The following is a 22,210-nucleotide window of genomic DNA, read 5'->3' on the forward strand; positions in this document are numbered from 1 at the left end:
CCACAGGGGAAAGGACGCCCTTTCGCGTTGCGCGCCGTTGCGCTGAACGTGGAGCCCTATGCCGACACGGTGAACGAATCCACATCGAACAGGGAACCTGCGCCTCCGGTGAAGACCAGGAACAGCGGCCCGGAAGCCGATCCCGTCAACGTCGTGGAGACCGTCACGTGGGTGTCCCAGCCGCCCGTCGGGGCCACCGCGACCGAGCCGAGCAGGGTGCCGGTCTGTGATCCCGACCTGATTTGAATGGTGCCGCCGGCTCCGGCAGACGACACCCGGGCGCTGAAAGTGCGCAGGCCCGAGGTGCTGACCCCCGAGTAGGCCGCCCAGTCGCCGTTGTCGATGTAGCCGATCGAGAAGCCGCCCTGGGCGCCCGGGTGGTCGGCCTGCTGCACCCCGCTCATCGAGGTCCAGGCCTCACCCTGGACCGTCTGCGGCTGCGGGCCGGTTCCGCCGGTCGTCCCCACGGTGATGGTGTCGACGTCGAGCAGGCTGCCCGAACCGCCGGAGAAGACCAGATACAAAGGCCCGGAGCCCGTCCCGGTCAGTGTCGTCGACACGGTCGCGAACGTGTCCCAGCTCCCGGTCGGCGCGACCGCCACCGTGCCGAGCACGGTCCCGGTCTGCGACCCGGCCCTGATCGTGATCGTCCCGCCGGGGCCGCCCGAGGAGACCCGGGCGCTGAAGGTGCGCAGGCCCGAGGTGCTGACCTGCGAGTAGGCCGCCCAGTCGCCGTTGTCGATGTAGCCGACGGTCTGACCGCCGCTGGCGGTGGTGTGGCCCGCGCTCTGGACGCCCGACTGCGAGGTGAACGCCTCACCCTCGACGGTCTGGGTGGTCCCGCCGCCGGTGGTGGTGAAACTGATCGTGTACGTCTTCCCAGCGGTCGCCGCCCAGCTCAGCGTGTCGCCGGTCCGGGTGGCGGTGACGGTCGCGCCGGTCTCGTCCTTGACCGAGTAGGTGCCGGTGGCGGCCGCGGTGCGGACCTTGATCGGTGCGCTGCGAGCCGTCTTCAGGATGATCGTCTCGGCCGCGCCCGACCTCCACGTCGTGTCGACGGTGACGTCGCCGCGCGCCTTCAGACCCGTCACCGAGCCGTTGGCCCACGTCGAGGGCAGGGCGGGCAGCACGTGCACGGTGTCGTGCTGGCTCTGCACGAGCATCTCGGCGACACCGGAGGTCGCACCGAAGTTGCCGTCGATCTGGAACGGCGGGTGGGTGTCCCACAGGTTGTCGAGCGTGGACGTCTTCAGCTGCTCCGACAGCAGCTTGTGGGCCCGGTTGCCGTCGAGGAGGCGCGCCCAGAAGTTGATCTTCCAGGCCTTCGACCAGCCGGTGCCGCCGTCGCCGCGCGCGTTCAGCGAGACGCGGGCCGCGTTGGCCTCGGCCGTCCCCGGCAGGATCTGGTTGCTCGGGTGCAGGGCGAACAGGTGCGAGACGTGGCGGTGGGTGTCGGTCTGGGAGTCCCAGTCGGTCTTCCACTCCTGGAGCTGGCCCCAGCTGCCGATGCGCAGGCCCGGGTCGAGGCGGGACAGCGCGGTGGTGAGCTCGGCCTGGAGCGAGGTGTCCACGTTCAGCGCGCGGGCGGAGGCCAGGGCGTTGGTGAACACCTCCTTCACGATCTGCTGCGACATGGCCGCGCCGGCCGAGAAGTCGCCGTTCTCCGGCGAGTAGCTGGGCGAGACCACGAGGCGGTTGTCACGCGGGTCGGTGTGCAGGAAGTCCAGCCAGAACTCGGCCGCGCCCTTGATCGCCGGGTAGGCGGTGTTGCGCAGGTAGTTGATGTCGCCGTTGAAGCGGTAGCTGTCGTAGAGGTGCTGGGTCGTCCAGGCGGCGGCCTCGGGGAACCAGAACGACTGCGGGTAGCTGTGCACGCCGGTGAAGCCGTAGGGGTTGGTCTCGTTGTTGACCACCCAGCCCCGGGCGCCGTACATGTTCTGCGCGGTGACCCGGCCGGGGGCGACCATCGAGTTCACGTAGCGGTCGTAGGGTCTGGTCGTCTCGCGGAGGTTGGTCTGCTCGGCGGGCCAGTAGTTCATCTGCAGGTTGATGTTGACGTGGTAGTCGGCGTCCCAGGGTGGGTTGACGACGTTGTTCCACACGCCCTGCAGGTTGGCCGGGAGGATGTCGTTCTCCCGCGACGAGGAGATCAGCAGATAGCGGCCGTACGCGAAGAACATCGCCTCCAGCGCCCGGTCCTGCGTCGACGAGCCGCCGGTGTAGTTGCTGCGCAGCGTGTTCGTCGGCACGGTCGGGTTCGTCTGGCCGATGTTCAGCTTCACCCGGTCGAACAGGTTCTTGTAGTCGGCCAGGTGGGCGGCCTTCAGCGCGTCGTAGCTCTGGGCCGCGGCGGCGGTGACCCGCGAGGTGACGCCCGACGCCGGGTCGGCGCCCCGGTAGGTCGGGTAGACGTCGGAGTAGTTCGTCCCGGCCGACAGCACCAAGACGACGCTGTTGGCGCCGGTCACGGTGACCCGGTCGCCCGAGTCGGTGCGGGTGCCGCCCTGGTTGAGAACCTGGACCTGCGCCTCGAACTTCAGGCCGTTGTTGGCCAGCGCGCCCTTGATCGTCAAACGGCCGTTCGAGGCGGTGACGGTCTTGTCGGAACGCGGTGAGGTGTGCCGCACGGTGAAGGAGACCCGGCCGGTCTGGCTGGCCGAGATGCGGGCCACGATGACGTTGCCGGGGTTGCTGGCGAAGTACTCACGGGTGTACTCGACCCCGCCGGCGGTGTAGCCGACCCGGGCGACCGCCTCGCGCAGGCTCAGCTCACGTCGGTATTCGGTGGTGCTGGTCGGCGCGCCCGCGAAGTCGAGGAACAGGTCGCCGAAGGTCTGGTAGGAGCCGAAGTTGGTCTTGCCCTGGCCGAGGGCGTTCGCGACGGTCTGCGGGACGATCCGCTGGCTCTGGTCGATCTGCGCCTGGATGTTGTCGATGGCCCCCGGGCGGGGGGAGGTCCAGTTCCCGTGGTTGTAGCCGCCGGAAGCGCCGGGGCCGCCGGTCCACAGGGTCTTCTCGTTGAACTGGATCTGCTCGGAGGCCACTCCGCCGAACAACTTGGCGCCCAGCGGGCCGTTGCCGATCGGCAGCGCCTGGGTCTCCCAGTTGGTCGCCGGCGAGTTGTACCACAACGTCAGGTCATCGGTCGGGGGGAGCGCCAGCGCCGCCGCCTGGGTCTGGGTGATCGCGGTCATGCCCGTGAGCATGACCAATGCGGTCAATCCGGCAATGCCTAATCTTCGGCGCACGGGATCCTCCGGTCAGGTGAGGGGTCAGTCAAGGAAATAGCATCGAAACACCCCTGAAACAAGGGCTGGCATCCGATGTTTCCGTGACCTGTGGCAGATTTCTGACCGGTTGATCCCGATGGAGAGCACTACAGATCGGATGTATTTCGAGTTATCGGAATCAGAGCTTGAGGCCCGTCTTCGCCGCCCACTTGACGCTCCGCGAGACGCCTTCCTTGAGCACGGCGCCGGTGCGCCCGGCCACGAACGTCTTGCGCGGGGTGTCGTCGTGGTAGGTGAGCTGGGCCACCGCGTCCGCCCGGCCGAGGCTCACGCAGACCGCGACGAAGCGCACGACGTGGGGCACCAGTTCGCGGCCCTCGATGACGCGCACGACGTTGAGGGCCGCGGTGGCCGACTGGGGTTCCGAGGCCTGGCACGACAACCGCGCCCCCGGCACGGCCGCGCAGTCGCCAGCCGCGAAGACACGGGGGTCGTCGACGCTGCGCAGGAACTCGTCCACCACCACGCGGCCCTCCTCGTTGACGGTGAAGCCGCTGCGCGCGGCGAGGTCGGGGGCGCCCGACACGATCGCCCACAGGGTGAGGTCGGTGGCGAGAGCCGTACCGTCGCTGAGCAGGATTCGCCCGTCGGCCACCTCCGTGACGCCGTTCTCGACGATCTCGACCTTCAGCCGGGCGAGCCCGGCGCGCACCCGGCGCCGCGCCCCCTCTCCGAAGGTCGCCGCGAGACGCGACCCCACGACGCGCACCCGCAGGTCGGGCCGTGCGGCGGCGATCTCGGACGCCGTCTCGATGCCGGTCGGGCCGCTGCCTATGACGGTGACGACGGCCTGCGGCTGAAGGGCGGCGAGGGCGGCACGTGCCTGTTCGGCGCCCTCCCAGGTCCCGATCGGGACGGTGCCCGGCATCGGCTGGACGGTGCTGCCGACGGCCAGCACGACATGGTCGAATTCGATGGAGCTCCCGTCGTCGAGCAGGACGAGCCCGTCGCCGATCTTCTCGACGCTGCCGATCCTGGCCGTGATCCCGTCACGCAGCATCGAGGTGAGCGGGGCCTGCGCCGTGGAGGTGCCCGACACCCGCTGGTGCAGCCGGATCCGCTCGACGAAGTGGCCGCGCGGGTTGATCACCGTGATCTCGGCCTCAGTCTTCTTGGAGAGCAGGTTCGCCGCGTTCGTGCCCGCGTAACCGGCCCCTACCACCACGATCTTCATTGCCGTCTCCTCGTCTGGTCGCGTCAGACAAGAGACGCTCCGAAGTTCCTTTCTGTGACATGTCACGAAACGATTGGTTCCGGCATCTGATGGATATGACCGATCCCGCCACGGAGACGTTCGTCGCCCACCGCGCCCTGCTCTTCACCGTCGCCTACGAGATGCTCGGCTCCGCCGCCGACGCCGAGGACGTCGTCCAGGAGACCTGGCTGAAGTGGACCGGCGTGGACCTCTCGTCGGTACGGGACCAGCGCGCCTACCTGGTCACCATCGCCACCCGCCAGGCCCTCGGCAGGCTCCGCGTCCTCGGCCGCCGCAAGGAGACCTACGTCGGCCCGTGGCTGCCCGAACCCCTGCTGACCGCCCCCGACGTCGCCGAGGACGTCGAGCTGGCCGACAGCCTCTCCACCGCGATGTTGCTGGTCCTGGAGACCCTCACCCCGACGGAGCGGGCCGTGTTCGTCCTCCGCGAGGTCTTCGCCTTCGATTACGCCGAGGTCGCGGAAGCGGTCGGCAAGACCCAGGCGGCGGTACGCCAGATCGCCCACCGCGCCCGCGAACACGTCGCCGCCCGCCGCCCACGCGGCACGGCCTCCCAGGAGCAGACGAAGGGCGCGATGGCCGCGTTCCAGCGCGCGATCGACAACGGCGACCTGCAGGGGCTGCTCGACCTGCTCGCCCCCGACGTGGTCTTGCTGGCCGACGGCGGCGGCGTCATCCAGGCCATGCCCCGGCCCCTGCTGGGAGCGGAGAAGCTGGTCCGGTTCTACGCGGCCATCCTGCGCAACTTCGGCTCGATCATGACGCTGGAACCGGCCCAGGCCAACGGCTGCCCGGTGTTCCTCGCCTATCTCGACGGGACGTTGGACGGAGTGATGTCCATGAAGGTCGAAGACAACTTGATCACCGAGCTCTACTACGTCAGGAACCCGGAGAAACTGTCCCGCCTGACCGAGGAGACGGCGTTGAGCCGGGAACTCTAGATTCCGGTACGCAGAATGCGCTCATGAATCGCCCGCAACCGCTCCCCCAGCACGACATCGGGCCCTCCTTGGAGCGACCAGACGAAACCGGCGTCCACCACTCCCCTGGCGTCGGCGTCGAGCGAGTCGAAGACCGTCTCCAGGTAGGCCGCCACCCGCTGCCTTGAAGGCAGATCGGCGAGAAGGCAGAAGAAGACGTGCGGGAGCACCACGCCGTTGTCCCGCAGGTGCTTCCGGTGAAAGCCCTCCAGCTCCGGGAGCTCAGCGACCACTTCCCGGACCAGGTCGTACGGCGTCATGTCGCCCATCCTGGACCAGGCACGCATGGAGCAGTTCATCCCACAGGGGACCGATGGCGCTCATGTCGTATTCCTTGGCCGTGGCGAAGCCGTTTTCGGCCAGTTGATCTCTCAGGTCCGGGTCGACGATGAGGCGGCCGATGGCGTCGGCCAGGGCGTGGATCTTGCCCGCTGGCACGAGCAGGCCGTTGTGGCCGTCGGTGATGATCTCGGCGGGGCCGGTCGGGCAGTCGTAGGCGACGACCGGGACGCCCACGCTCATGGCCTCCAGGATGGTCATCGGCATGCCCTCGCGGCGGCTGCTGAGGATGTTCATCGAGGCTCCGGCGAGGACCGTGCCGACGTCGTTGGCCAGGCCCATGAGCTGGACGCAGTCGGTCAGCTCGCGTTTCTCGATCGACTCCACCAGCTTGTCGTGGCGGGCGCCGGAGCCGTAGATGCGCAGCACCCACTCGGGGTGGACCTTGTGCACGTGGGCCCAGGCGCGGATCAGCAGGTCATAGCCCTTGACGTGGGCGAGCCGCCCGATCGCCACGGCGACCGGCGCGGTGCGCGGGGCCGGCGGGGCGTTCAGTTCCGGGACGGCGTTGGGGATGCGGACCAGGTGGGCCGGCGGGTTCTTCAACGCCTTGCGGTAGGAGCGCAGGTCGGTCTCGGTCAGCGTCGCGACGGCGGTGAGGCGGCCGTAGCGGCGGGCGATCTGCTTCCTGGTCTCCTCGCCGTGCGACGGGAGGTTCGCGTGCTCCTGGCCGATGGTGATCACTTCGGGGCCGGCGAAGCGGGCGATGAGCAGATTGAGGGCCGGCCGGGTGCCGATGAGGACGCCCCCGCGCCGACCTCGGATGTAGCGTGCCAGCGCGATGTCGGTTTTCAGGGTGTACCAGTGGGCGGCGGCCTCGTCGGATGGCGTCAGACGGCTGCGGAAACGGTTGAGCAGTCCTTTCCTGCCGTCGACGCGATCATCGAGACAGGTGATCCGCACCCCGGGCGGCGGTTCGAAGAAGAGCTCGGGCAATTCCCGTACGACGCTCACGATCTCGACGTCGTGGTTTTTGGCCAGGTGGGCGGCCAAGTTAAAGACCGTCCGAATGGTGCCGCCCATACCGTACGCGTGCAACAGGAGAATGCGAATCTCCCGAGTGTCGGGCGGTGGAGCTTTTCTGGCGCGGCGCCGGTCGCGACTTTCCAGTACCCGGACGACGGCACGTCGTAAAGCTCCCGAAATGGGCAACAGTTTCCCCTTTGAAAATGTGCGATTTCCCCAGTATTAAGACGCAGTGAACGACCAATTAGCTGATGTGATCTGAGTCACATTTTTGTGGCACGGCCAGGCATACGTACACTCATGCGTATACAGAGAGGAGCCATCGTGCCCAACAAGACGATCTACGTCGCCGACGATGACCTGCCCATGTTCGAGAGAGCTGCCCAGCTCGCGGGCGGCAAACTCTCCGCCGCGATCAGCACCGCCCTGCAGCGCTACGTCGAGATGGAGGAGGGCCGCGAGGAGGGCTACGAGGAGGTCATCCTGAAGGTCGGCCAGGGCACCGCCGTCCGCAAGCAGCGGTTCGCCGGGCTCCTGCTCGGCGAATGGGGGCGGACCGTGGGCCAGCGCGACGAGCGCTACCGCGTCTACCGGTCCCGCAAGGGCAAATACGTGCTGCACGTCGAACGCGGCCCCGAATACACCGACAGCATGACCCGCGACGCCGACAACTGGCTGTCGGGCCTGTTCTCGCGGAACGCGATGCGCACCTATCTCGGCCTGACCGACTCGGACTGGGGATTCGTCCAGGGCGAGGCCACCCTCGACGTGTTCGCGACCTTCGAGGAGCTCCGGGGCCGCGTCCCCTTCGAGTTCTACGAGCTGATCACCGACCTCGCGCAACGTCCGCCGGTCGAGGATCTCGACATCTGATGCGGGTGCTGCTGACGACCTACGGGTCGCGAGGAGACGTCGAGCCGCTGATCGGGCTCGCCCTGGAACTGCGGAGACTCGGCGCGGAGGTCGTGGTGTGCGCGCCGCCCGACTTCGCCCCTCGCCTGGCCGAGGTCGGCGTCGCGATGGTCCCGTTCGGCCCGTCGGCGAAGGCGCTGACGAAGGCGAAGCCGCCACCCGACGGGCTGCCCCGGCGGGCCGCCGAAGTGATCGCGGGCCTGTTCGAGGCGGTCCTCCCGGCGGCCGAGGGCTGTGACGTGCTGCTGACGGCGGGGATGATGCCGGCCGCCGCCGGGGCGCGATCGGTGGCCGAGAAGCTCGGCATCGACTGTGTGTACACCACCTTCGAGCAGCAGACCCTGCCCTCACCGCACCACCCGCCGCTGGCGTACGCGGGCCGGCCGTTCCCGCCGGGGGCCGGCGATCTGTGGGAGTTCGACGCCCAGACGATCGACGATCTCTTCGGCGAGGCCCTCAACGTCAACCGGGCCACGATCGGCCTGCCGCCGGTGGAGAACGTGCGCGACTACGTCCACGGGGACAGGCCCTGGCTGGCCAGCGACCCCGTCTTGGACCCGTGCCTGGATCCCGGCGTCCTGCAGACCGGTGCCTGGTTCGCGCCCGACACCCGGCCGCTCCCCGCCGACCTGCTCGCCTTCCTCGACGCCGGGCCACCTCCGGTGTACGTGGGCTTCGGGAGCATGCCCGTCCACATCCCGGCGGAGGTCGTCGGCGGCCACCGGGTGATCGTCTCCCGTGGCTGGGGCGAGCTGGACGAGACCGGCTCCTTCGTCGTCGGCGAGGTCAACCATCAGGCGTTGTTCGGGCGTGTGGCGGCGGTCATCCACCACGGCGGAGCCGGCACCACGACGACGGCCGCACGGGCCGGCGCACCCCAGGTGGTGCTGCCGCAGGCCGCCGACCAGCCCTATTGGGCCCGCCGGGTGACCGAGCTGGGCATCGGCGCGGCGATAGCGACCTTCGACGAGTTGCCGGGCGCGCTGGCCTCCCTCGACCGCGCCAGGGCTCTGGAGGTGTCCGCCACGATCCGCACCGACGGGGCGGCGACGGCCGCGGCTCACCTCACCAGGCGGCCGCAGATCTCGTCGATGACGTGAGGCGCGAGGGTCGCGGCCTGACCTCTGATCTCGGGGATGGCCGTGGTCTCGTACCGGCTGCCTCTCAGCACCGGGCCGAGGGTGACGAGCCGATCATCGGCGTGTCCGGCGGCGTCGACGAGGCGCCCGCGCGCGTCGGCGTCGATGCCGAGCCCGAGCCGGTCGGGCCGGACCATCCTGTCGCCGATGAGCCTGGTCAGCAGCGGATCGCGGGTGCAGACCGAGCCCGGCCCGGTCGCGTTGAGAACCCAGGAGACGGGGATGTCGCGGTCGCCCATGTGCACGATCACTCCGTCGGGGCCGGGCGAGACCCCGTCCACACAGCCGTTCAGCATCTTCAGCCGCCCGCTCGACCGCAGGTCGGCGATCTTGGCGGCGGTGACCGGCGGGATCCGGTGCCGGTGGATCTCCCAGTAGCGCGCCGCCAGCTGGAGGAACCGGCGCTGCTCCTTCAGCGGCAGCCGCGACCACAGTTCCGGAACTCTGGGCCGCAGCCCGTCGACGACACCCCGCCACTCGCCGTGTGAGGCCGCCTCGTGCACCGCCCGGAAGAGCACCCGCAATGTCAGCGGCCCTTCGGGCAGCGTGACCTGCCGGGGAACAACCGGGTTCTCGTCGTGTACGCGCGGCAGCAGCCCATGCCGCGACACCGCGTAGACCGTTCGATCGGGCGTGCGGGTGAGCGTGACGGCCAGGTCGACCATGGTCAGCCCCGTCCCGACGACCAGCACGTCACCGCTGTCGACCTCGTTGAGCGCACCCACCGCCCACGGGTCGTTGGTACATCGTTTCTCCGGCAGCTTCAGCCCGGGGGCGGCGTTCCCGGTGGCCAGCACGATCGCGTCGGCGTCGTACACCCGTCCGTCGGTGAGCGAGACCCGGTAGGGCCGCCGGGACACCGACGCGACGTCACCCGTGACCCGCCGCACTGTTCGTTCCGGTACGTCTTGCGCGCGCTCCAGCACGTCCCGCAGGTAGTGGCCGTAGGTCTGCCGGGGCAGGAACGCGCAGTCGGGCGACTTGGCCCAGCGGACGAAGTCGGCCGGATCATGCTCCAGAGCGCTCATCTTCACGGCGGGGGCGTTGAGCAGATGGGCGGGATCGGTGGTGGAGTAGGCCTGACCGAGGCCGTGGCGGGCGTACCGATCGATCAGCACGACGTGCAGGGGCAGACGACGGACGCGGGCGGCGTGCAGCAGGTGGACGGCGGCCAGCGTGCCACTGGCCCCACCGCCCACGACCACGATGACGGGAGTCATGCCCCTAGAATAAGAGACTTTACCTACAAGTTTTATAGGCAATTTCTGATTCCGCGGATCGCCTGGCCCGATGGCGCCGGACCGCATCCCGGTTGGCGCACCCCTGCGAGCAGTAGCGCTGCCGGGCGGTTCGCGACGTATCGGCGTAGATGACCGCGCATCCCGGCGCGGCACATCGGCCCAACCGGTCCATACCCCGCGAGACCAGGTGCAGCGCGGTGCCGACCGAGATGAGCGCGAACAGCACCGCCCCGAGGCGCTGCAGGTCGTCGCGGTAGTGAAGGTGCCAGCCCCCGGCGTGGTCGGTCAGCCGGGGGTAGGCGGCCGACCGGGCCAGCATGTCGTTGAGCAGATCGGCCTTCTCGCGTTCACCGGGGGCGTCGACGATCTCGACCCAGGCCCGCGTCACTTCGAGGACGTGGTCGAGATCGGCGGGCTCGACCGGGCGTTCCAGCACGAGCCCCGCCTTGAGGCAGCGCTCAGCGAGTTCTTCGGCGGTGGCCAGTGGGCGGTTGGCGAGATCCGCGGCGAAGTTGACGACATCGGCACCGTAAGGGTTGAGGTGCATAAGCCCATTACAGCAGCCTTCTGTCCCATGACACGATCCGCGACCGAACAGGACATCCCCGAGCTCGTCCGCCTGCGGGCGCTCCTCTTCGAGGACATGGGCGGCGACTTCTTCAACCCCTCATCGCCGGACGACTGGCGCCAGGCCCTCGCCACGGTCTTCAAACAGAAGCTGACCGAGCCCGACACGCTGATCCTGGTCGTGGACGCCGAAACCGGCCTGGCCGCCTGCGGCATCGGCAGCATCGAGCAGTGGTTCCCCGGCCCCCACTCCCGCAACGGCCGGATCGGCCATGTGATCGGCGTGGTGACGGACTCCGCTCACCGGCGACGCGGCCACAGCCGCGCGATCATGGCCGGCCTGCTCGACTGGTTCCGCGACCGCGAGGCCATCCGGGTCGACCTGTACGCGTCCCACCAGGCCGAACCGCTCTACCGCGAGCTGGGCTTCCTCGACCACCCCGACCCGGCACTGTACTGGCGCCCGTGAGCCATCCCGCTGATCACCTGACCAGCGGCAGGACCTCCCGCCCCAGCCTTGCCACGTTCTCCAGGGTCCTGCGATGGTCACCCGACCCTTCGACCAGCAGAATCAACCTCTTCAAGCCCGTCTGTACGACCGTCTCGCGCAGCACCCGCACGCAGTGCTCCGGCGAACCGACCGGATGGATGCGGCAGAGCAGGTCGACGTAGGCGTCGACATCACGTTGCTGCCGAGGGCGGCCGTCGACGGGGACGTAACCGGCCAGGCCGGGGCGCAGCCAGCGGGGCATGGCGCGCTTGAGTTCGGCGACGGCCTGTTCCGTCGAGTCGCCCACGAAGCCGACGGCCGCGCCGATGTGATCGCCGGAGGCGTTGCGCGCGATCATCGCGGCCTTCTCCTGATCGCCGATGTGCATCCCCAGCAGCATGGGCAGACCGCGCGCGGCGGCCAGGTCGGCGGTCTCCGCCGAGGTGCAGGCGACGATCGGGCGCAGGCCGGGCGGGTCGGGCATCATCTCCACCTCGCGGAAGCGGAAGAACTCCCCGTCAGCCGAGAGCCGCTGCCGGCTCAGGGCGGCGCGGAGGAGGTCGAGAGATTCGGCGAAGCCGCTCTCGTACCGAGGAAGACCGATGCCGAAGACCTCCAGGTCGACCCAGGGGCCGCCGCGACCCACACCGAGTTCGAAGCGCCCGCCCGACGCGTGGTGCAGGATCGCGGCCTCCTCGGCGAGGGCCACCGGATGCCGGGTCGACAGGACGCTCACGGCCGTGCCGACAGTGATTCGGCTGGTGCGGCCCAGCGCCACCCCTGCCAAGGTGATGGCCGAGGGGACGACGCCGTAGGACATGAAGTGGTGCTCGGCGATCCAGGCGTCATCGAAGCCCGCCCGCTCGGCGGCGACGACGGTCTCGACGGTGTTCCGCAGGACCTCGCCGGCCGACTGGCCGGGAAACAACGCACCGACCAGGAAGACCCCGATGCGAATCAGGCTGGTCTCCTCGTCCTCGGTGACGGCGCCTCGTGCAAGTGTCGGCCCAGAGCCCTGCTGCTCCGCGAACGGTCACCCGTTCCCGCGTAGAACATGCCGGTAGGCCATTTTCTCGCCGTCTGGAAATCGGCGGCGAGCGCCTCCCGTAGGTCTTCGTCGGCGTCGACGACCTCCTGGGAGATATAGGTCTCGTAGGGAAGCCAGTGGAGGCCGCCCGATAACTCCCGCGGCGAGGCCGGCGGCTGCTCGACGTCGATTCCTCCGTAGGGAGCGCGTAACCGTCCGGCCGCGCGGGACAGCACTTTCCGCAGCCATCTCGGCGCGCTCGACTCCAAGCCCCGCGTGGCGTCGCCGGAGGTCTGGGCCGAGATCGTCACCCCTATGGCGTGGGCGTCCCCGCCCAGGGCCGGCAGGTATTCCACCAGGATCACGCCCAGCGCCTTCCGCCGGTAGCCCGCCTGGATCGGCCGCCCGGCATCGCTCCGGCCGCCGACTACCTCGTGGAACCTGTCATCGGGCAGGTCGAGGACCGTGGTGACCTCGGCCACGTCGAAGTCGTACTCGAACGTCGCGTCCCAGGGGACCACCGCGACGGTTCCGCTGGTCACACTCCCACAATCCGCCACGACCACGCACATCTCCGCGAAGCACTCGTGTTCGGGCCGCTCGGAGTGGAGGGCGGCGATCGCGTGCGGCGGCCCGGGATGGAGGTTCTTCACCCTCCATGCCTACCAAGCGAGGAGCAGGAAGGAGCGGCCCGACGAATCATGGACACATCCCGGTGTCGCGGGCGCCCGCCTGGCCGACAACCCGCACTGGCCCCTGGTCTGCTTGGCGACTCCGCCACGGCGACCTGTGCGTTCGGAAAGGCCGAGAGCCGGTCACGAACTCGGCCCGGAGGCGGGTGAACTCTTCTAGGTCCTGGGCCTGCTCGCCGCCTTCAGACGCCCCTGACCGCGGTCAGCCGACCGAGCGGCGGTGGCGCCGCGAACAGGGTGTTGTGCTCCGGCCCGGCGAACCCCGCGATATGAGCGATGTCGCCGGGATCCATTCCTTTGCCGGTGAGGGTCGCGCCGATCGTGGCGGCCAACGAAGGCGTCTCAGGCGGAAGCTCGCCACCGAGAGGTTCGGCGGTGCGCCATCCACGCGCGCTGAATGCCTTGTACATGTTCGTTCTCGCCAGAGGCGTCATCAGTTCGGCCCGGTATGCCCGTTCCACCAGCGCCTGCATGGACACGCCCCACTCCCGTTTGAGGTCGTGGAGGTAACCCATCTTGAGAGTGCGCAGTTGCGGTCGGATGACCTCGATGGGCATCAGGAACTCGGCGGCGAACGCGTCGGCTTCGTCCTCGACGTAGGCGGACACGTCAACCGAGTGCAACACCAGGTGCCCTAGCTCGTGGGCGAGGGTGAGGCGGCGACGGTCGGTGGGCGCCCGGGAGTTGAGCAGGATGATCGGGTGATCGCCGATCCACTGGGACATCCCGTCGACGCGAGGTGTACCGAAGTCCTCATCGATGACGAGCACTCCTGCCGCCTCCAGCCAACGGACCAGGGATCGGACAGGCCCGATGGGCATCCGCCACTGCATCCGCACCATGCGGGCCGCATCCGCGGGCGGCGTGTCGAGAGGATCCAGCCGGGGGATGTACTGTTCCGCCCGAACCGAGATCTCCTCGTACATGAAGCTCGCGTGCATTCGATACATGTTGAGCCGGGCTTCCAGTCGCCGCCACGTGGTGGGCCTGGCCGTCTGACGTCGCCGCATATGCGCGTCGACCGCCATGCCGCCGTGCACGCGCCCGGCCCGGGTGAGAAACGCCGCCGTGACGCCCAGCACCCGCGCCAGCCGTTCGAGAACCTCCGCCTCGGGTTCCCGCAGGTCGTTCTCGTACCTGGACAGCGCGGCCTGGGTCACCCCGGCCGCACCGGCGAGGTCCTCTTGCGTATAACCGCATGCCCGGCGAGCCGTCGTCAGCACCTCGCCGAGATTGGTCATCGTCGTTCACTCTCCCCGGTCTGATCGTTCTGCTCCGCGAATTCGATGATCGGCGCGGCCGGGCCCCCGTCAAGAGGCGGCACGATCGGGATCACGACCCCGCCCGCGTAGCCGGTGCCGACATCCGGCAGCTCGACCATCCACACCAGGTTCTCAACGCCGTCTCTCAGTGACAGAACCGGGCCACCCATGGCGCGGGTGTCCGGATCCCAGATGTAGCCGACGATGAGGCGGATCTCGTCGTATCCATCGAACAGCGTGGGCTGCTCGATGTCCTGGATCATGAACTCGATCATGCCTTGAGTCGGATAGGCGCTGACGGCTCCCCGTTCACTGTGGCGCTTCGCCCGGAGGCGGTAGCGGTTCCCGACGATCATCTCCCGGGTCGGCCCGCTCTCGTGCAGTCTGACTTTCTCCATACCGTCCAGCAGGACGGCCAGGTGATGCCACAGCCGGTCGTGAATCCAGTTGGCGAGGCCTCGATCGCTCGACTGCGACACGAAGGAGGGGAAGACGTCGCGATACTGGCGAAGGTCGTCCGCCGACCTGGCGACGGACCGGGAGAAGGCCTCGACGGCCTTGTCACCGAGACCCTCGATGACCTCATCGGATTCGGGATACGAAAACATGCCGGGAAATATACCGGCACTCATTGTGCCCGCGTCGTCACCATTTGCTCACCCTGCGCCGCCATACGAGGACGCCCAAGACGGCCACGAGGGCGGCGGCCGCTCCCCAGGCCACCGACACCGGCGGTTCCTGGGTCTTCATCGCCACCGGGGCCGGGGCCAGGGGCGCCGAGTCGGTCGCGCACACCAGGGGACGCTCCTCCCCTGACTTGGCCGCGCAGGAGACGACGGCCAGGCGCTTGAGGCCCGGGGTCAGGCGGCCCACGTCGACGGTCACGGTGAACTTCGCGCTTTCGCCCGCCTTCATGGGACGGGTCCAGTGCAGCCTGCCCTCGGTGAGCTTGGCCGGAGGGGTGGCGGAGATCAGGGAGAGGGCGGGGTCGAGGGTCTGGCTGATGTCGAGCGGGGGGGGCGGTGCCCGCGCCGATGTTGGTGATGGTCGTCGTGTAGGTCAGGCGGTCGCCCGGCCTGATCACGTCGTGGCCGTCGTTCACCACGATGCTCAGTCGTGCTTTCGGTTCCGCGTGTGCGGCGGGGGCCGTGAACAGCAGCACGGCCACCATTCCGGCGGTATTTCCCCACAACGCCATGATTTTCCCCAGAGGCCGGCGGACGGATATTCCGCCGGCCATTCTCCGGCATGACAACGTGGTGGCGAGGTAATTGAGAGTTCCGGTGTACGCGTCAGGGCCGCGACCGGTGCTCCGAGGTCTCCGGCGGGTCAATCAACCACCAAGAGGACTGCTCAATATCGCCCGCAGTCTCCCCATGGTTTTCACTGGGTCATATTACGTAAAGATTCCCCGATGCGCCCTACTCCGCCAATTGGGTATATGGCGGGAGGGCTGGGATATACGGGGGAGAAATGAGAAAGAGTATGCCCGCGGTGGCGGGACTGCTGTTCGCGGTCTGCGCGCCGGGAGCCGCGCTGGCGGCGGAGGATCCGGGCGGCACGGGGGTCTCGTTCCGCGTGCTGCCTCCGGAGGAACCGGCCCCGGATCAGGAGAAGCCACGGGATGAGAGGCCGTCCGGATATCGGCCCATCGACCATGCCGACTCCCGAGGCGCCGACGGCGTTCAGGCCGACGTCGACGCCCCTGGAGCCGCCTCTGAGGAGGACGTCGTCCGGGCCGACGTGGCAGAGCCGGGTGGGGAACTGCCCTTCACCGGCATGAACGGCGACGCCCTCAAAGTCCTCGCCCTGGCGGGCGCGGTCGCCTCCATCGAGGGCGTCGCCCTGATCGTGCTGACCCGTCGCCGGTTCAGACGTGCACCTTGACGTCGTACTCCCTCAGCCAGGCGTCGAGCTGGAGCAGCCGCTCCAGCGGCGCCCTCGGCAGGGGTTCGCCGTCGGTCCTGCTGACCATCTTCCTGGCGTCGACCAGGTCCATGACCTCCTGGCTCGGGAGGTAGTCGCCGCGCAGCAGGTCGCGGACGGCGTCGCGGAGCGCCACCCCGTACGACGGGTCCTGGGTCGACGGGTAGGGCGACTTGACCCGGCGCAGGATCGACTCGGGCAGGACGTCCGCGCAGGCCGCGCGCAGCAGGCTCTTCTCCCGGCCGTCGAACGTCTTCATCGCCCAGGGCGCGTTGAACACGTATTCGACCAGGCGGTGGTCGCAGAACGGCACCCGGACCTCCAGCCCGACGGCCATGCTCATCCGGTCCTTGCGGTCGAGCAGCATCTGGACGAACCGGGTCAGGTTGAAGTAGCTGATCTCCCGCATCCGCGCCTCGAGCCCGGTCTCCCCGGTGAGCCTGGGCACCTCGGCCATCGAGTCGTGGTAGCTGTCGGCCTGGTAGCCGGGGATGTCCAGCATCCGCAGCAGGTCCTGGTCGAGCAGTTCCAGGTTCAGGTGGCCCACGACGTCGCCGATGGCCAGCCACGGGAAGGTGTCGGCGTTGACGGCCACCGGGTCGTGGAACCACTGGTAGCCGCCGAACACCTCGTCGGCCGACTCGCCTGACAGGGCCACCGTGGAGTGCTTGCGGATCGCCCGGAACAGCAGGTAGAGCGAGGTGTCCATGTCGCCCATGCCGACCGGCAGGTCGCGGGCGCGCAGCACCGCCGACCGGACCGCGGGGTCGATGAGGTCGGCCGAGTCGAGCACGATGTCGGTGTGGTCGGAACCGATGTGCCGCACCAGGTCGTGCGCGTAGGGCCCGTCGGGGGTGGCCCTGGCGGCGTCCGGCTTGAAGTTCTTGGTGTAGCCGGCGAAGTCGACCGAGAACGACCTAACCGTACCGAGCCCCTGTTCCTGCAGGTCGAGGGCGGCCAGCGCGGTGACGGCGCTGGAGTCGAGCCCGCCGGACAGCAGCGTGCACAGCGGCACGTCGCTGATGAGCTGGCGGGCGATGATGTCGTCGAGCAGCGTCCGCACGGTCAGCACCGTCGTCGGAACGTCGTCGGGGTGCTCGTAGGAGGAGAGCTGCCAGTAGCGGCGCTTGGTGATCCCCTGCCGGGTCACCTTGACGACCTGGCCGGGGCGGACCTCGTACATCCCCTTGAAGATCGCGTTCTCCGGCGTCTTCACGAACGCGAGCATCTCGCGCAGCCCGTCGGCGTCGACCACCCGCTCGGCCATCGGGTTGGCCAGGATCGCCTTCGGCTCGGACCCGAACAGCACCCCCGCGGGCGTCGGGTAGTAGTAGAGCGGCTTGATCCCCATCCGGTCGCGGACCAGGATCAGCTTCTCCTCCCGGGTGTCCCAGACGGCGAACGCGAACATCCCGTTCAGATGTTCGGCGACGTCCTCGCCCCACTCCAGGTAGGCGTGGAGCAGAACCTCGGTGTCGCTGTACGTCCGGAACGCGTGCCCCCGCGTGACCAGTTCGGCGCGGAGTTCCTGGAAGTTGTAGACCTCACCGCTGTAGGTGAGGACCGCCAGGTCCAGGCCGTCCGATTCGGCGACCATCGGCTGCCGTCCACCGGCGAGGTCGATGATGGCGAGCCTTCGGTGCCCGATCGCGGCGTGCGCCGCGAACCAGAGTCCTTCGTCGTCGGGCCCGCGACAGCTCATCGTGTCGGTCATGGCCTGCGCGATCTCCTTGGGCCTGGCCCCCGTCAGGTCGCGCTCGTAATCCACCCAGCCGGTGATTCCACACATGCTCCCGATCCCCCCATCCCTCACACATCTGTGGGAACCCTCGACCGGGGGGCCGGTATGCCCGGATAAAAAAATCTTTAGGACCCGATGTCGAATCCGCGCCCACCCGGACGACGCGTGGACAAGAGAACGAAAAACCGAAGGAGACAGAACAATGGGCAAGGTCCTCACCGGCGGCACGATGTCCCTCGACGGCTTCATCGCCGGCCCCGGCGACAGCGGCTTCGACCTGCTGTTCCAGTGGTACGGCAACGGCGACGTCGAGGTCCCCGGCGCCAGCCCGAACGTCCCGCCGCTGCGCCTGTCGAAGGCCAGCGCCGGCCTGCTCCAGGAGGAGTGGGGCGACGTGGGCGCACTGGTCGTCGGCCGCCACCTCTACGACCTGACCAACGGGTGGGGCGGCATGCACCCGATGGGCGTCCCGGTGGTCGTCCTGACGCACCGCCTCCCGGAGGACCGCCCGAACTTCGTGTTCGTCGACGAGGGCATCGAGGCGGCCGTGGCGAAGGCCCGGGAGATCGCGGGAGACAAGGACGTCGTGGTCAACGGCGGTCAGATGGCGAGGCAGGCGCTCGAAGCCGGCCTGCTCGACGAGATCGGCGTCGAACTCGTCCCGGTGCTCCTCGGGAGCGGCACCCCGCTGTTCGCCGACCTGGGCGTCACGCCGGTCCAGTTCGACGGACCGGTCAGGATCGTCGAGGGCACCGGAGTGACCCACCTGCGCTACCGCGTGCGGCGTTAATCTGGGGGGCATGGCGCGGATGGGCACGCTCGAGCGGTCGATCATGGATGCCCTGTGGCGGCACCCTGACGGGATCTTCGCCCACGACCTGGCGGCGAAACTGCCGTCGCAACCGGCGACCACCACGGTCCTGACGGTTCTGGTCCGGCTGGCCAACAAGGGCATGGTCTCCCGCGAGCGGGTCGGCCGCGCCCACCTCTACCGCGCCGCCGTCGACAAGGACGCCGTCGCCGCCGAGGCCATGCGGGCCGCGCTCGACGAGGCCGGCGACCTCGAAGGGGCCGTGCAGCGCTTCGTCGGCACGGTCTCCCCGGAGGTCGCCGCCGCCCTCCGGGAGGCGCTCGACGCGAGAGACGCCCAATGACTCCGTGGCTCCTGTCGGCCCTGGTCGCCCTGCTCCCGATGAGCATGTCCGCCCGCCTGGCCAAGGCCGAATGGACCTGGCGGCACCCCCGGGCCGCGCTGGCGCTGTGGCAGGCCGTCGCCCTGTCGGCCGGGCTGGGCGCGATCACCGCCGGTCTGGTCGCGGCGGTCGCCCCGCTCGGCGCGGTGTTCCCGCACGGCATGCACACGTTCGTCCGGGGGCTGGCATCCGGCCACGGCCTCCACGGCCTGGGCCTGACCGAGTTCGCCGCGCTGACCTGGTCGGCCGGGGTGCTGGTCTGGCTGGGCGCCCACACGTTCAAAGCCGCTTTCAGCGCGCTGGCCGAACGGCGGCGGCAGCGCCTGCTGGTCGACGTGGCGGCGGAGCACCTTCCCGATTTCGATGTGTACGTCCTCCCGAGCGCCCGCCGCCTCGCCTACTGCGTCCCCGGGGCGGGCGGCAGGGTGGTGCTCAGCCAGGGGGCCATCGACTCGCTGTCGGCGGCGGAGCTCCAGGCCGTGCTGAAGCACGAACGCGCCCACGCGGCGGGCCGCCACGACCTGGTGCTGCTCCCGTTCGTGGCGCTGAGCAGGGCGTTCGGCTGGCTGCCGTTCGCCCGCACCGCCCGGCAGGCCGTGGCGGTGCTGCTGGAGATGATCGCCGACGACCACGCCCGCGACCCGCTCCCGCTGGCCCGCGCGCTGGTGATGATGGCCCAACCGGCCCCCGCCGGCGGGCTGGGCGCGGCCGACGCCGGGGTGGTCGAGCGGGTCCGCCGCCTGGTCGCCCGGGGACGCCAGGCGGTGTGGTGGGTGTCGGTGCTGGTCTACTCGTCGGCGCTGCTGGTGCTGAGCGGGCCGGTGGCCGTGCTGGTCGCGCCGTGGCTGTGGTGGGACTGCCATCCGTCGGCCGACCTGCTCAGCTGCGTGCCCGACTAGGTCCAGAACCGGAGCTGGCGGCGCCGGGCCGTTCGTCACTTCGCGAAATCCTCGCCCAGGGCTTTCGTCCGGGTGGTGAGCGTCTCGCGCAGGGTGGTGACCTCCTTCTGGGCCTCGGGGGCGTCGGCGCCCTGGTTGGCCCCGTATGACGCGGCCGCCTGGTCGAGGAGAGTGGTCGCCTTCCCGCCGGCCAGCAGCTCCTGATAGAGCTTCCGGTACTGCTCCTCGTAGATCGTCTTGAAGGCGGGCGTCTCGAGAAAACGGTCCTTCAGCTTGTGGCCCATGCGCATACCGCCACCACCGCCGGGCCGCTGCCGGGTCTGCCCGGGAGCCGCGTCCTGTCCGCCGGGCTGCTGTACTTGGTCTGCGGGGGCCTGGCCGCCGCGGCCGAGGCCGCCCATGCTCATCGCGTCGTCGGGGCCCGCGTTCGCGTCGCCGCTGAAGGCGAGGTTCAGGTCCCAGGTGATGACCTTGAACTTCTTGGTGGTCAGGTCGTACCAGAGGTAGTAGTTGCGGCCCGGCCCCGCCATGTCGTCGAAGTTGAGCAGCATGTTCTGCAGGGCCAGGTACCGGGCGAACGACTCCACGTCCAGCTTCGCGGCCAAGCCTGCGGCGAACTCCTCGCCGGAGGACTGTTCGACCCACTTGACCAGGTCGATCACGGGCTGGAGGTCCTGCTCGCCCTTGGCGTTGATCTGTTTGTAGTCGTCGGTGTACGACGTCTGGTCCTCGCCCTTGTACGTGAAGGTCGAGGTCGCCAGGGACTTGTAGAGCACGCCGTCGCCGAGTTCCTCCGCGTAGCCCTCGTCGAGGTATTCGACCAGCAGCCGAGGGCCCGAGGATCGCCCGTTCACGGAGAAGGCGCTGTAGGCGTAGCCCTGGGACGGTTCGCCCGACGCGCCGACCATCGAGATCGCCAGCGACTCCTTGAGCAGGGTCGGCGAACCCATCGAGGTCGGGCGCACGGCGATCTGGCTGTGGCCCTGGTAGCGGCGGCCCTCGACGAACTCGTCGAAGCTGATCAGCCAGGGGAGGTTCTCCGGCTCCTCCGCCTTGAGGGAGACCCGGCCCATGCCGGCGAACCCGCCACCGCGCGGCATCTCGCCGCCCCCGGGCGGCTCGAAGCCCTCCGGCGGCTCGAAGCCCTCCGGCGGTTCGAAGCCCTCCGGCGGTTCGAAGCCCTCCGGCGGTTCGAAGCCCTCCGGCGGTTGGAAGCCCTCCGGTGGCCGGCCGCCGCCCGGTCCCCGGCCGCCCTCGCGGGCCTTGCCGTTCCAGGTCAGGCTGCCCAGGGTCGAGTTGCCCTTCAGACGGACACCCACGCTCGGGATCGTCATCCCGTCGATGACCAGGTCGGCTTCGACGTAGTTCTTCTCGCCGCTCTTGAAGTACTCGGTCAGCATGTCCTCGTAGGCCGCGTCGGTGAACGTCAGCTTCACCTCGTGCGCGGCGGAGGGGTCGAAGAGCTCCGCCGAACCTTTCAGGTCGGTGACCACGGTGTCGCCGGAAGCCGAGGCGGTGCTGGTCACGTACGGGCGGATGGTCCCCGTTCCGAAGACCCCGGCGCACACCGCGAGGAAGACCCCCGAAGCGGCGACCGGTTTCCAGTTCATCCGCAGGGAGACCGGGATCCGATGCTTGAGGGCCATCAGAGATCGGTCTGGTCGTAGCCGGTCAGGACGGTGACCGACTGGCCGTGGTTGCGGTCGCGCAGGGCGCTGATCAGGTCAGCGGGTTCGTGACCTTTCTTGATCTTCACGGTGTACATCAGCTCCAGGAGCGCTCCGGCCCGGATCGACTCCATGCTGACCAGCTCGAACTCGTCGGTGTGCTGGATCAGGATGTCCTGGATGGCGTGCGTGTAGTCGTCCTCGTCCGATGGCACCTGCACCTTCACGACCTGGCGCTGCGTGTTGAGTGCGAACCAGTTGAAGCGGTTCATGATCACGACGATCAGGCAGATCGCCACGGCCGCGACGATGGCCAGCACGTAGAAGCGGGTGCCGACCGCCATGCCGACGGCCATGACGAGAAAGATGAAGCCGACGTCCCTGGTCTCCTTGATGGCGTTGCGGAACCGCACCACCGACAGGGCTCCGACCAGGGCGAACGCGCGCGCGATGTTCGAGCCGACGACCAGCATGATGAGCGAGATGAGCATGCCGAGGATGACGAGGGTCTGTACGTACGACTGGCTGTACGACACGTTGCGGTGCGTCGCCCGGTAGACCCAGCCGATCATCGCGCTCAGCACGAACGACAGGCTCATCGCGACGGCGATGTCGGTCACGCTGAACGTGCCGGACAGGTCCTGGAAAGTGAAGTCCATGGGG

22 protein-coding genes are annotated in these 22,210 nt (G+C 69.0%); 8 read left to right on the forward strand and 14 right to left on the reverse strand.

Going from position 1 to position 22,210, the window contains the following annotated elements; all coding sequences use genetic code 11:
* Positions 1 to 56: 56 nt before the first annotated feature.
* The gene (locus AW272_RS18315; RefSeq protein ID WP_157518624.1) at positions 57 to 3,194 is read right to left on the reverse strand and encodes a glycosyl hydrolase family 95 catalytic domain-containing protein; all 3,138 of its coding nucleotides are present in this window, start codon (positions 3,192 to 3,194) and stop codon (positions 57 to 59) included.
* A 214-nt stretch (positions 3,195 to 3,408) separates the two neighbouring features.
* Entirely contained in the window at positions 3,409 to 4,464 is a 1,056-nt protein-coding gene (locus AW272_RS18320; RefSeq protein WP_066366484.1) for an NAD(P)/FAD-dependent oxidoreductase, read from the reverse strand.
* Between the two features lie 59 nt (positions 4,465 to 4,523).
* Between AW272_RS18320 and AW272_RS18325 the strand changes: the two genes are divergently transcribed.
* Complete coding sequence (locus tag AW272_RS18325; RefSeq protein WP_157518625.1) at positions 4,524 to 5,447, forward strand: RNA polymerase sigma-70 factor; 924 nt, start codon at positions 4,524 to 4,526, stop codon at positions 5,445 to 5,447.
* On the opposite strand, the gene AW272_RS18330 is transcribed toward AW272_RS18325, so the two are convergent.
* Both AW272_RS18330 and AW272_RS18335 read right to left on the reverse strand, forming a co-directional pair.
* The gene (locus AW272_RS18330) at positions 5,444 to 5,746 is read right to left on the reverse strand and encodes a hypothetical protein (RefSeq protein ID WP_157518626.1); all 303 of its coding nucleotides are present in this window, start codon (positions 5,744 to 5,746) and stop codon (positions 5,444 to 5,446) included. The genes AW272_RS18325 and AW272_RS18330 overlap by 4 nt on opposite strands.
* A complete protein-coding gene (locus AW272_RS18335) occupies positions 5,709 to 6,818 on the reverse strand; it encodes a glycosyltransferase family 4 protein (protein ID WP_245657613.1) in 1,110 nt (369 codons plus the stop codon). The genes AW272_RS18330 and AW272_RS18335 overlap by 38 nt, the downstream gene beginning before the upstream one ends.
* 297 nt (positions 6,819 to 7,115) lie before the next feature.
* Here AW272_RS18335 and AW272_RS18340 point away from each other — a divergent pair, with 297 nt between their 5' ends.
* Positions 7,116 to 7,664, forward strand: coding sequence for an EXLDI protein (locus AW272_RS18340; RefSeq protein ID WP_066366491.1), 549 nt, complete (start codon positions 7,116 to 7,118; stop codon positions 7,662 to 7,664).
* Entirely contained in the window at positions 7,664 to 8,803 is a 1,140-nt protein-coding gene (locus tag AW272_RS18345; protein ID WP_066366493.1) for a glycosyltransferase, read from the forward strand. Before AW272_RS18340 ends, AW272_RS18345 begins: the two co-directional genes overlap by 1 nt.
* On the opposite strand, the gene AW272_RS18350 is transcribed toward AW272_RS18345, so the two are convergent.
* Together AW272_RS18350 and AW272_RS18355 are read right to left on the reverse strand one after the other, a co-directional pair.
* Positions 8,764 to 10,062 (reverse strand): FAD/NAD(P)-binding protein, encoded by a 1,299-nt coding sequence (locus tag AW272_RS18350; RefSeq protein ID WP_066366495.1) that lies wholly within the window; start codon positions 10,060 to 10,062, stop codon positions 8,764 to 8,766. The two genes, AW272_RS18345 and AW272_RS18350, sit on opposite strands and share 40 nt — an antisense overlap.
* 19 nt (positions 10,063 to 10,081) lie before the next feature.
* A complete protein-coding gene (locus AW272_RS18355; protein WP_066366497.1) occupies positions 10,082 to 10,630 on the reverse strand; it encodes a CGNR zinc finger domain-containing protein in 549 nt (182 codons plus the stop codon).
* Positions 10,631 to 10,657: 27 nt separating this feature from the next.
* Between AW272_RS18355 and AW272_RS18360 the strand changes: the two genes are divergently transcribed.
* A complete protein-coding gene (locus tag AW272_RS18360) occupies positions 10,658 to 11,119 on the forward strand; it encodes a GNAT family N-acetyltransferase (protein WP_066366501.1) in 462 nt (153 codons plus the stop codon).
* Between the two features lie 13 nt (positions 11,120 to 11,132).
* Here AW272_RS18360 and AW272_RS18365 read toward each other — a convergent pair whose 3' ends face one another.
* The 5 genes from AW272_RS18365 to AW272_RS43195 form a co-directional block, all read right to left on the reverse strand.
* Entirely contained in the window at positions 11,133 to 12,101 is a 969-nt protein-coding gene (locus AW272_RS18365) for an LLM class flavin-dependent oxidoreductase (protein WP_439649151.1), read from the reverse strand.
* Complete coding sequence (locus AW272_RS18370; protein ID WP_066366507.1) at positions 12,098 to 12,820, reverse strand: hypothetical protein; 723 nt, start codon at positions 12,818 to 12,820, stop codon at positions 12,098 to 12,100. The genes AW272_RS18365 and AW272_RS18370 overlap by 4 nt, the downstream gene beginning before the upstream one ends.
* Before the next feature lie 221 nt (positions 12,821 to 13,041).
* Complete coding sequence (locus AW272_RS18375; RefSeq protein WP_066366509.1) at positions 13,042 to 14,100, reverse strand: helix-turn-helix domain-containing protein; 1,059 nt, start codon at positions 14,098 to 14,100, stop codon at positions 13,042 to 13,044.
* Entirely contained in the window at positions 14,097 to 14,729 is a 633-nt protein-coding gene (locus AW272_RS18380; protein ID WP_066366514.1) for a hypothetical protein, read from the reverse strand. The genes AW272_RS18375 and AW272_RS18380 overlap by 4 nt, the downstream gene beginning before the upstream one ends.
* A gap of 37 nt (positions 14,730 to 14,766) precedes the next feature.
* Entirely contained in the window at positions 14,767 to 15,036 is a 270-nt protein-coding gene (locus AW272_RS43195; protein ID WP_066366516.1) for a hypothetical protein, read from the reverse strand.
* Positions 15,037 to 15,594: 558 nt separating this feature from the next.
* On the opposite strand from AW272_RS43195, the gene AW272_RS18390 reads away from it, so the two are divergent.
* Positions 15,595 to 16,008, forward strand: coding sequence for a hypothetical protein (locus AW272_RS18390; RefSeq protein ID WP_157518628.1), 414 nt, complete (start codon positions 15,595 to 15,597; stop codon positions 16,006 to 16,008).
* Here AW272_RS18390 and asnB read toward each other — a convergent pair.
* A complete protein-coding gene (gene asnB, locus AW272_RS18395; protein ID WP_066366522.1) occupies positions 15,992 to 17,836 on the reverse strand; it encodes an asparagine synthase (glutamine-hydrolyzing) in 1,845 nt (614 codons plus the stop codon). The genes AW272_RS18390 and asnB overlap by 17 nt on opposite strands.
* A 154-nt stretch (positions 17,837 to 17,990) precedes the next feature.
* Here asnB and AW272_RS18400 point away from each other — a divergent pair, with 154 nt between their 5' ends.
* From AW272_RS18400 to AW272_RS18410, 3 genes are read left to right on the forward strand one after another with little or no spacing between them, the layout of a single operon-like run.
* Positions 17,991 to 18,578 carry a dihydrofolate reductase family protein gene (locus tag AW272_RS18400; RefSeq protein WP_066366524.1) on the forward strand — a complete coding sequence of 196 codons (588 nt, stop codon included), beginning with the start codon at positions 17,991 to 17,993 and terminating at the stop codon, positions 18,576 to 18,578.
* 10 nt (positions 18,579 to 18,588) lie between these two features.
* The gene (locus AW272_RS18405; RefSeq protein ID WP_066366525.1) at positions 18,589 to 18,942 is read left to right on the forward strand and encodes a BlaI/MecI/CopY family transcriptional regulator; all 354 of its coding nucleotides are present in this window, start codon (positions 18,589 to 18,591) and stop codon (positions 18,940 to 18,942) included.
* Positions 18,939 to 19,880: a M56 family metallopeptidase gene (locus AW272_RS18410; RefSeq protein WP_066366527.1), complete on the forward strand. Its 942-nt coding sequence runs from the start codon at positions 18,939 to 18,941 to the stop codon at positions 19,878 to 19,880. The genes AW272_RS18405 and AW272_RS18410 overlap by 4 nt, the downstream gene beginning before the upstream one ends.
* A 35-nt stretch (positions 19,881 to 19,915) precedes the next feature.
* On the opposite strand, the gene AW272_RS18415 is transcribed toward AW272_RS18410, so the two are convergent.
* Together AW272_RS18415 and AW272_RS18420 are read right to left on the reverse strand one after the other, a co-directional pair.
* Positions 19,916 to 21,526, reverse strand: a complete 1,611-nt coding sequence (locus AW272_RS18415; RefSeq protein ID WP_066366531.1) for a CotH kinase family protein — start codon at positions 21,524 to 21,526, stop codon at positions 19,916 to 19,918.
* Positions 21,526 to 22,206, reverse strand: a complete 681-nt coding sequence (locus tag AW272_RS18420) for a DUF4956 domain-containing protein (RefSeq protein WP_066366533.1) — start codon at positions 22,204 to 22,206, stop codon at positions 21,526 to 21,528. Before AW272_RS18420 ends, AW272_RS18415 begins: the two co-directional genes overlap by 1 nt.
* Positions 22,207 to 22,210 lie beyond the last annotated feature (4 nt).

This window comes from Herbidospora mongoliensis (assembly GCF_001570545.1).
In the GTDB taxonomy this organism is placed as follows: Bacteria; Actinomycetota; Actinomycetes; order Streptosporangiales; family Streptosporangiaceae; genus Herbidospora; species Herbidospora mongoliensis.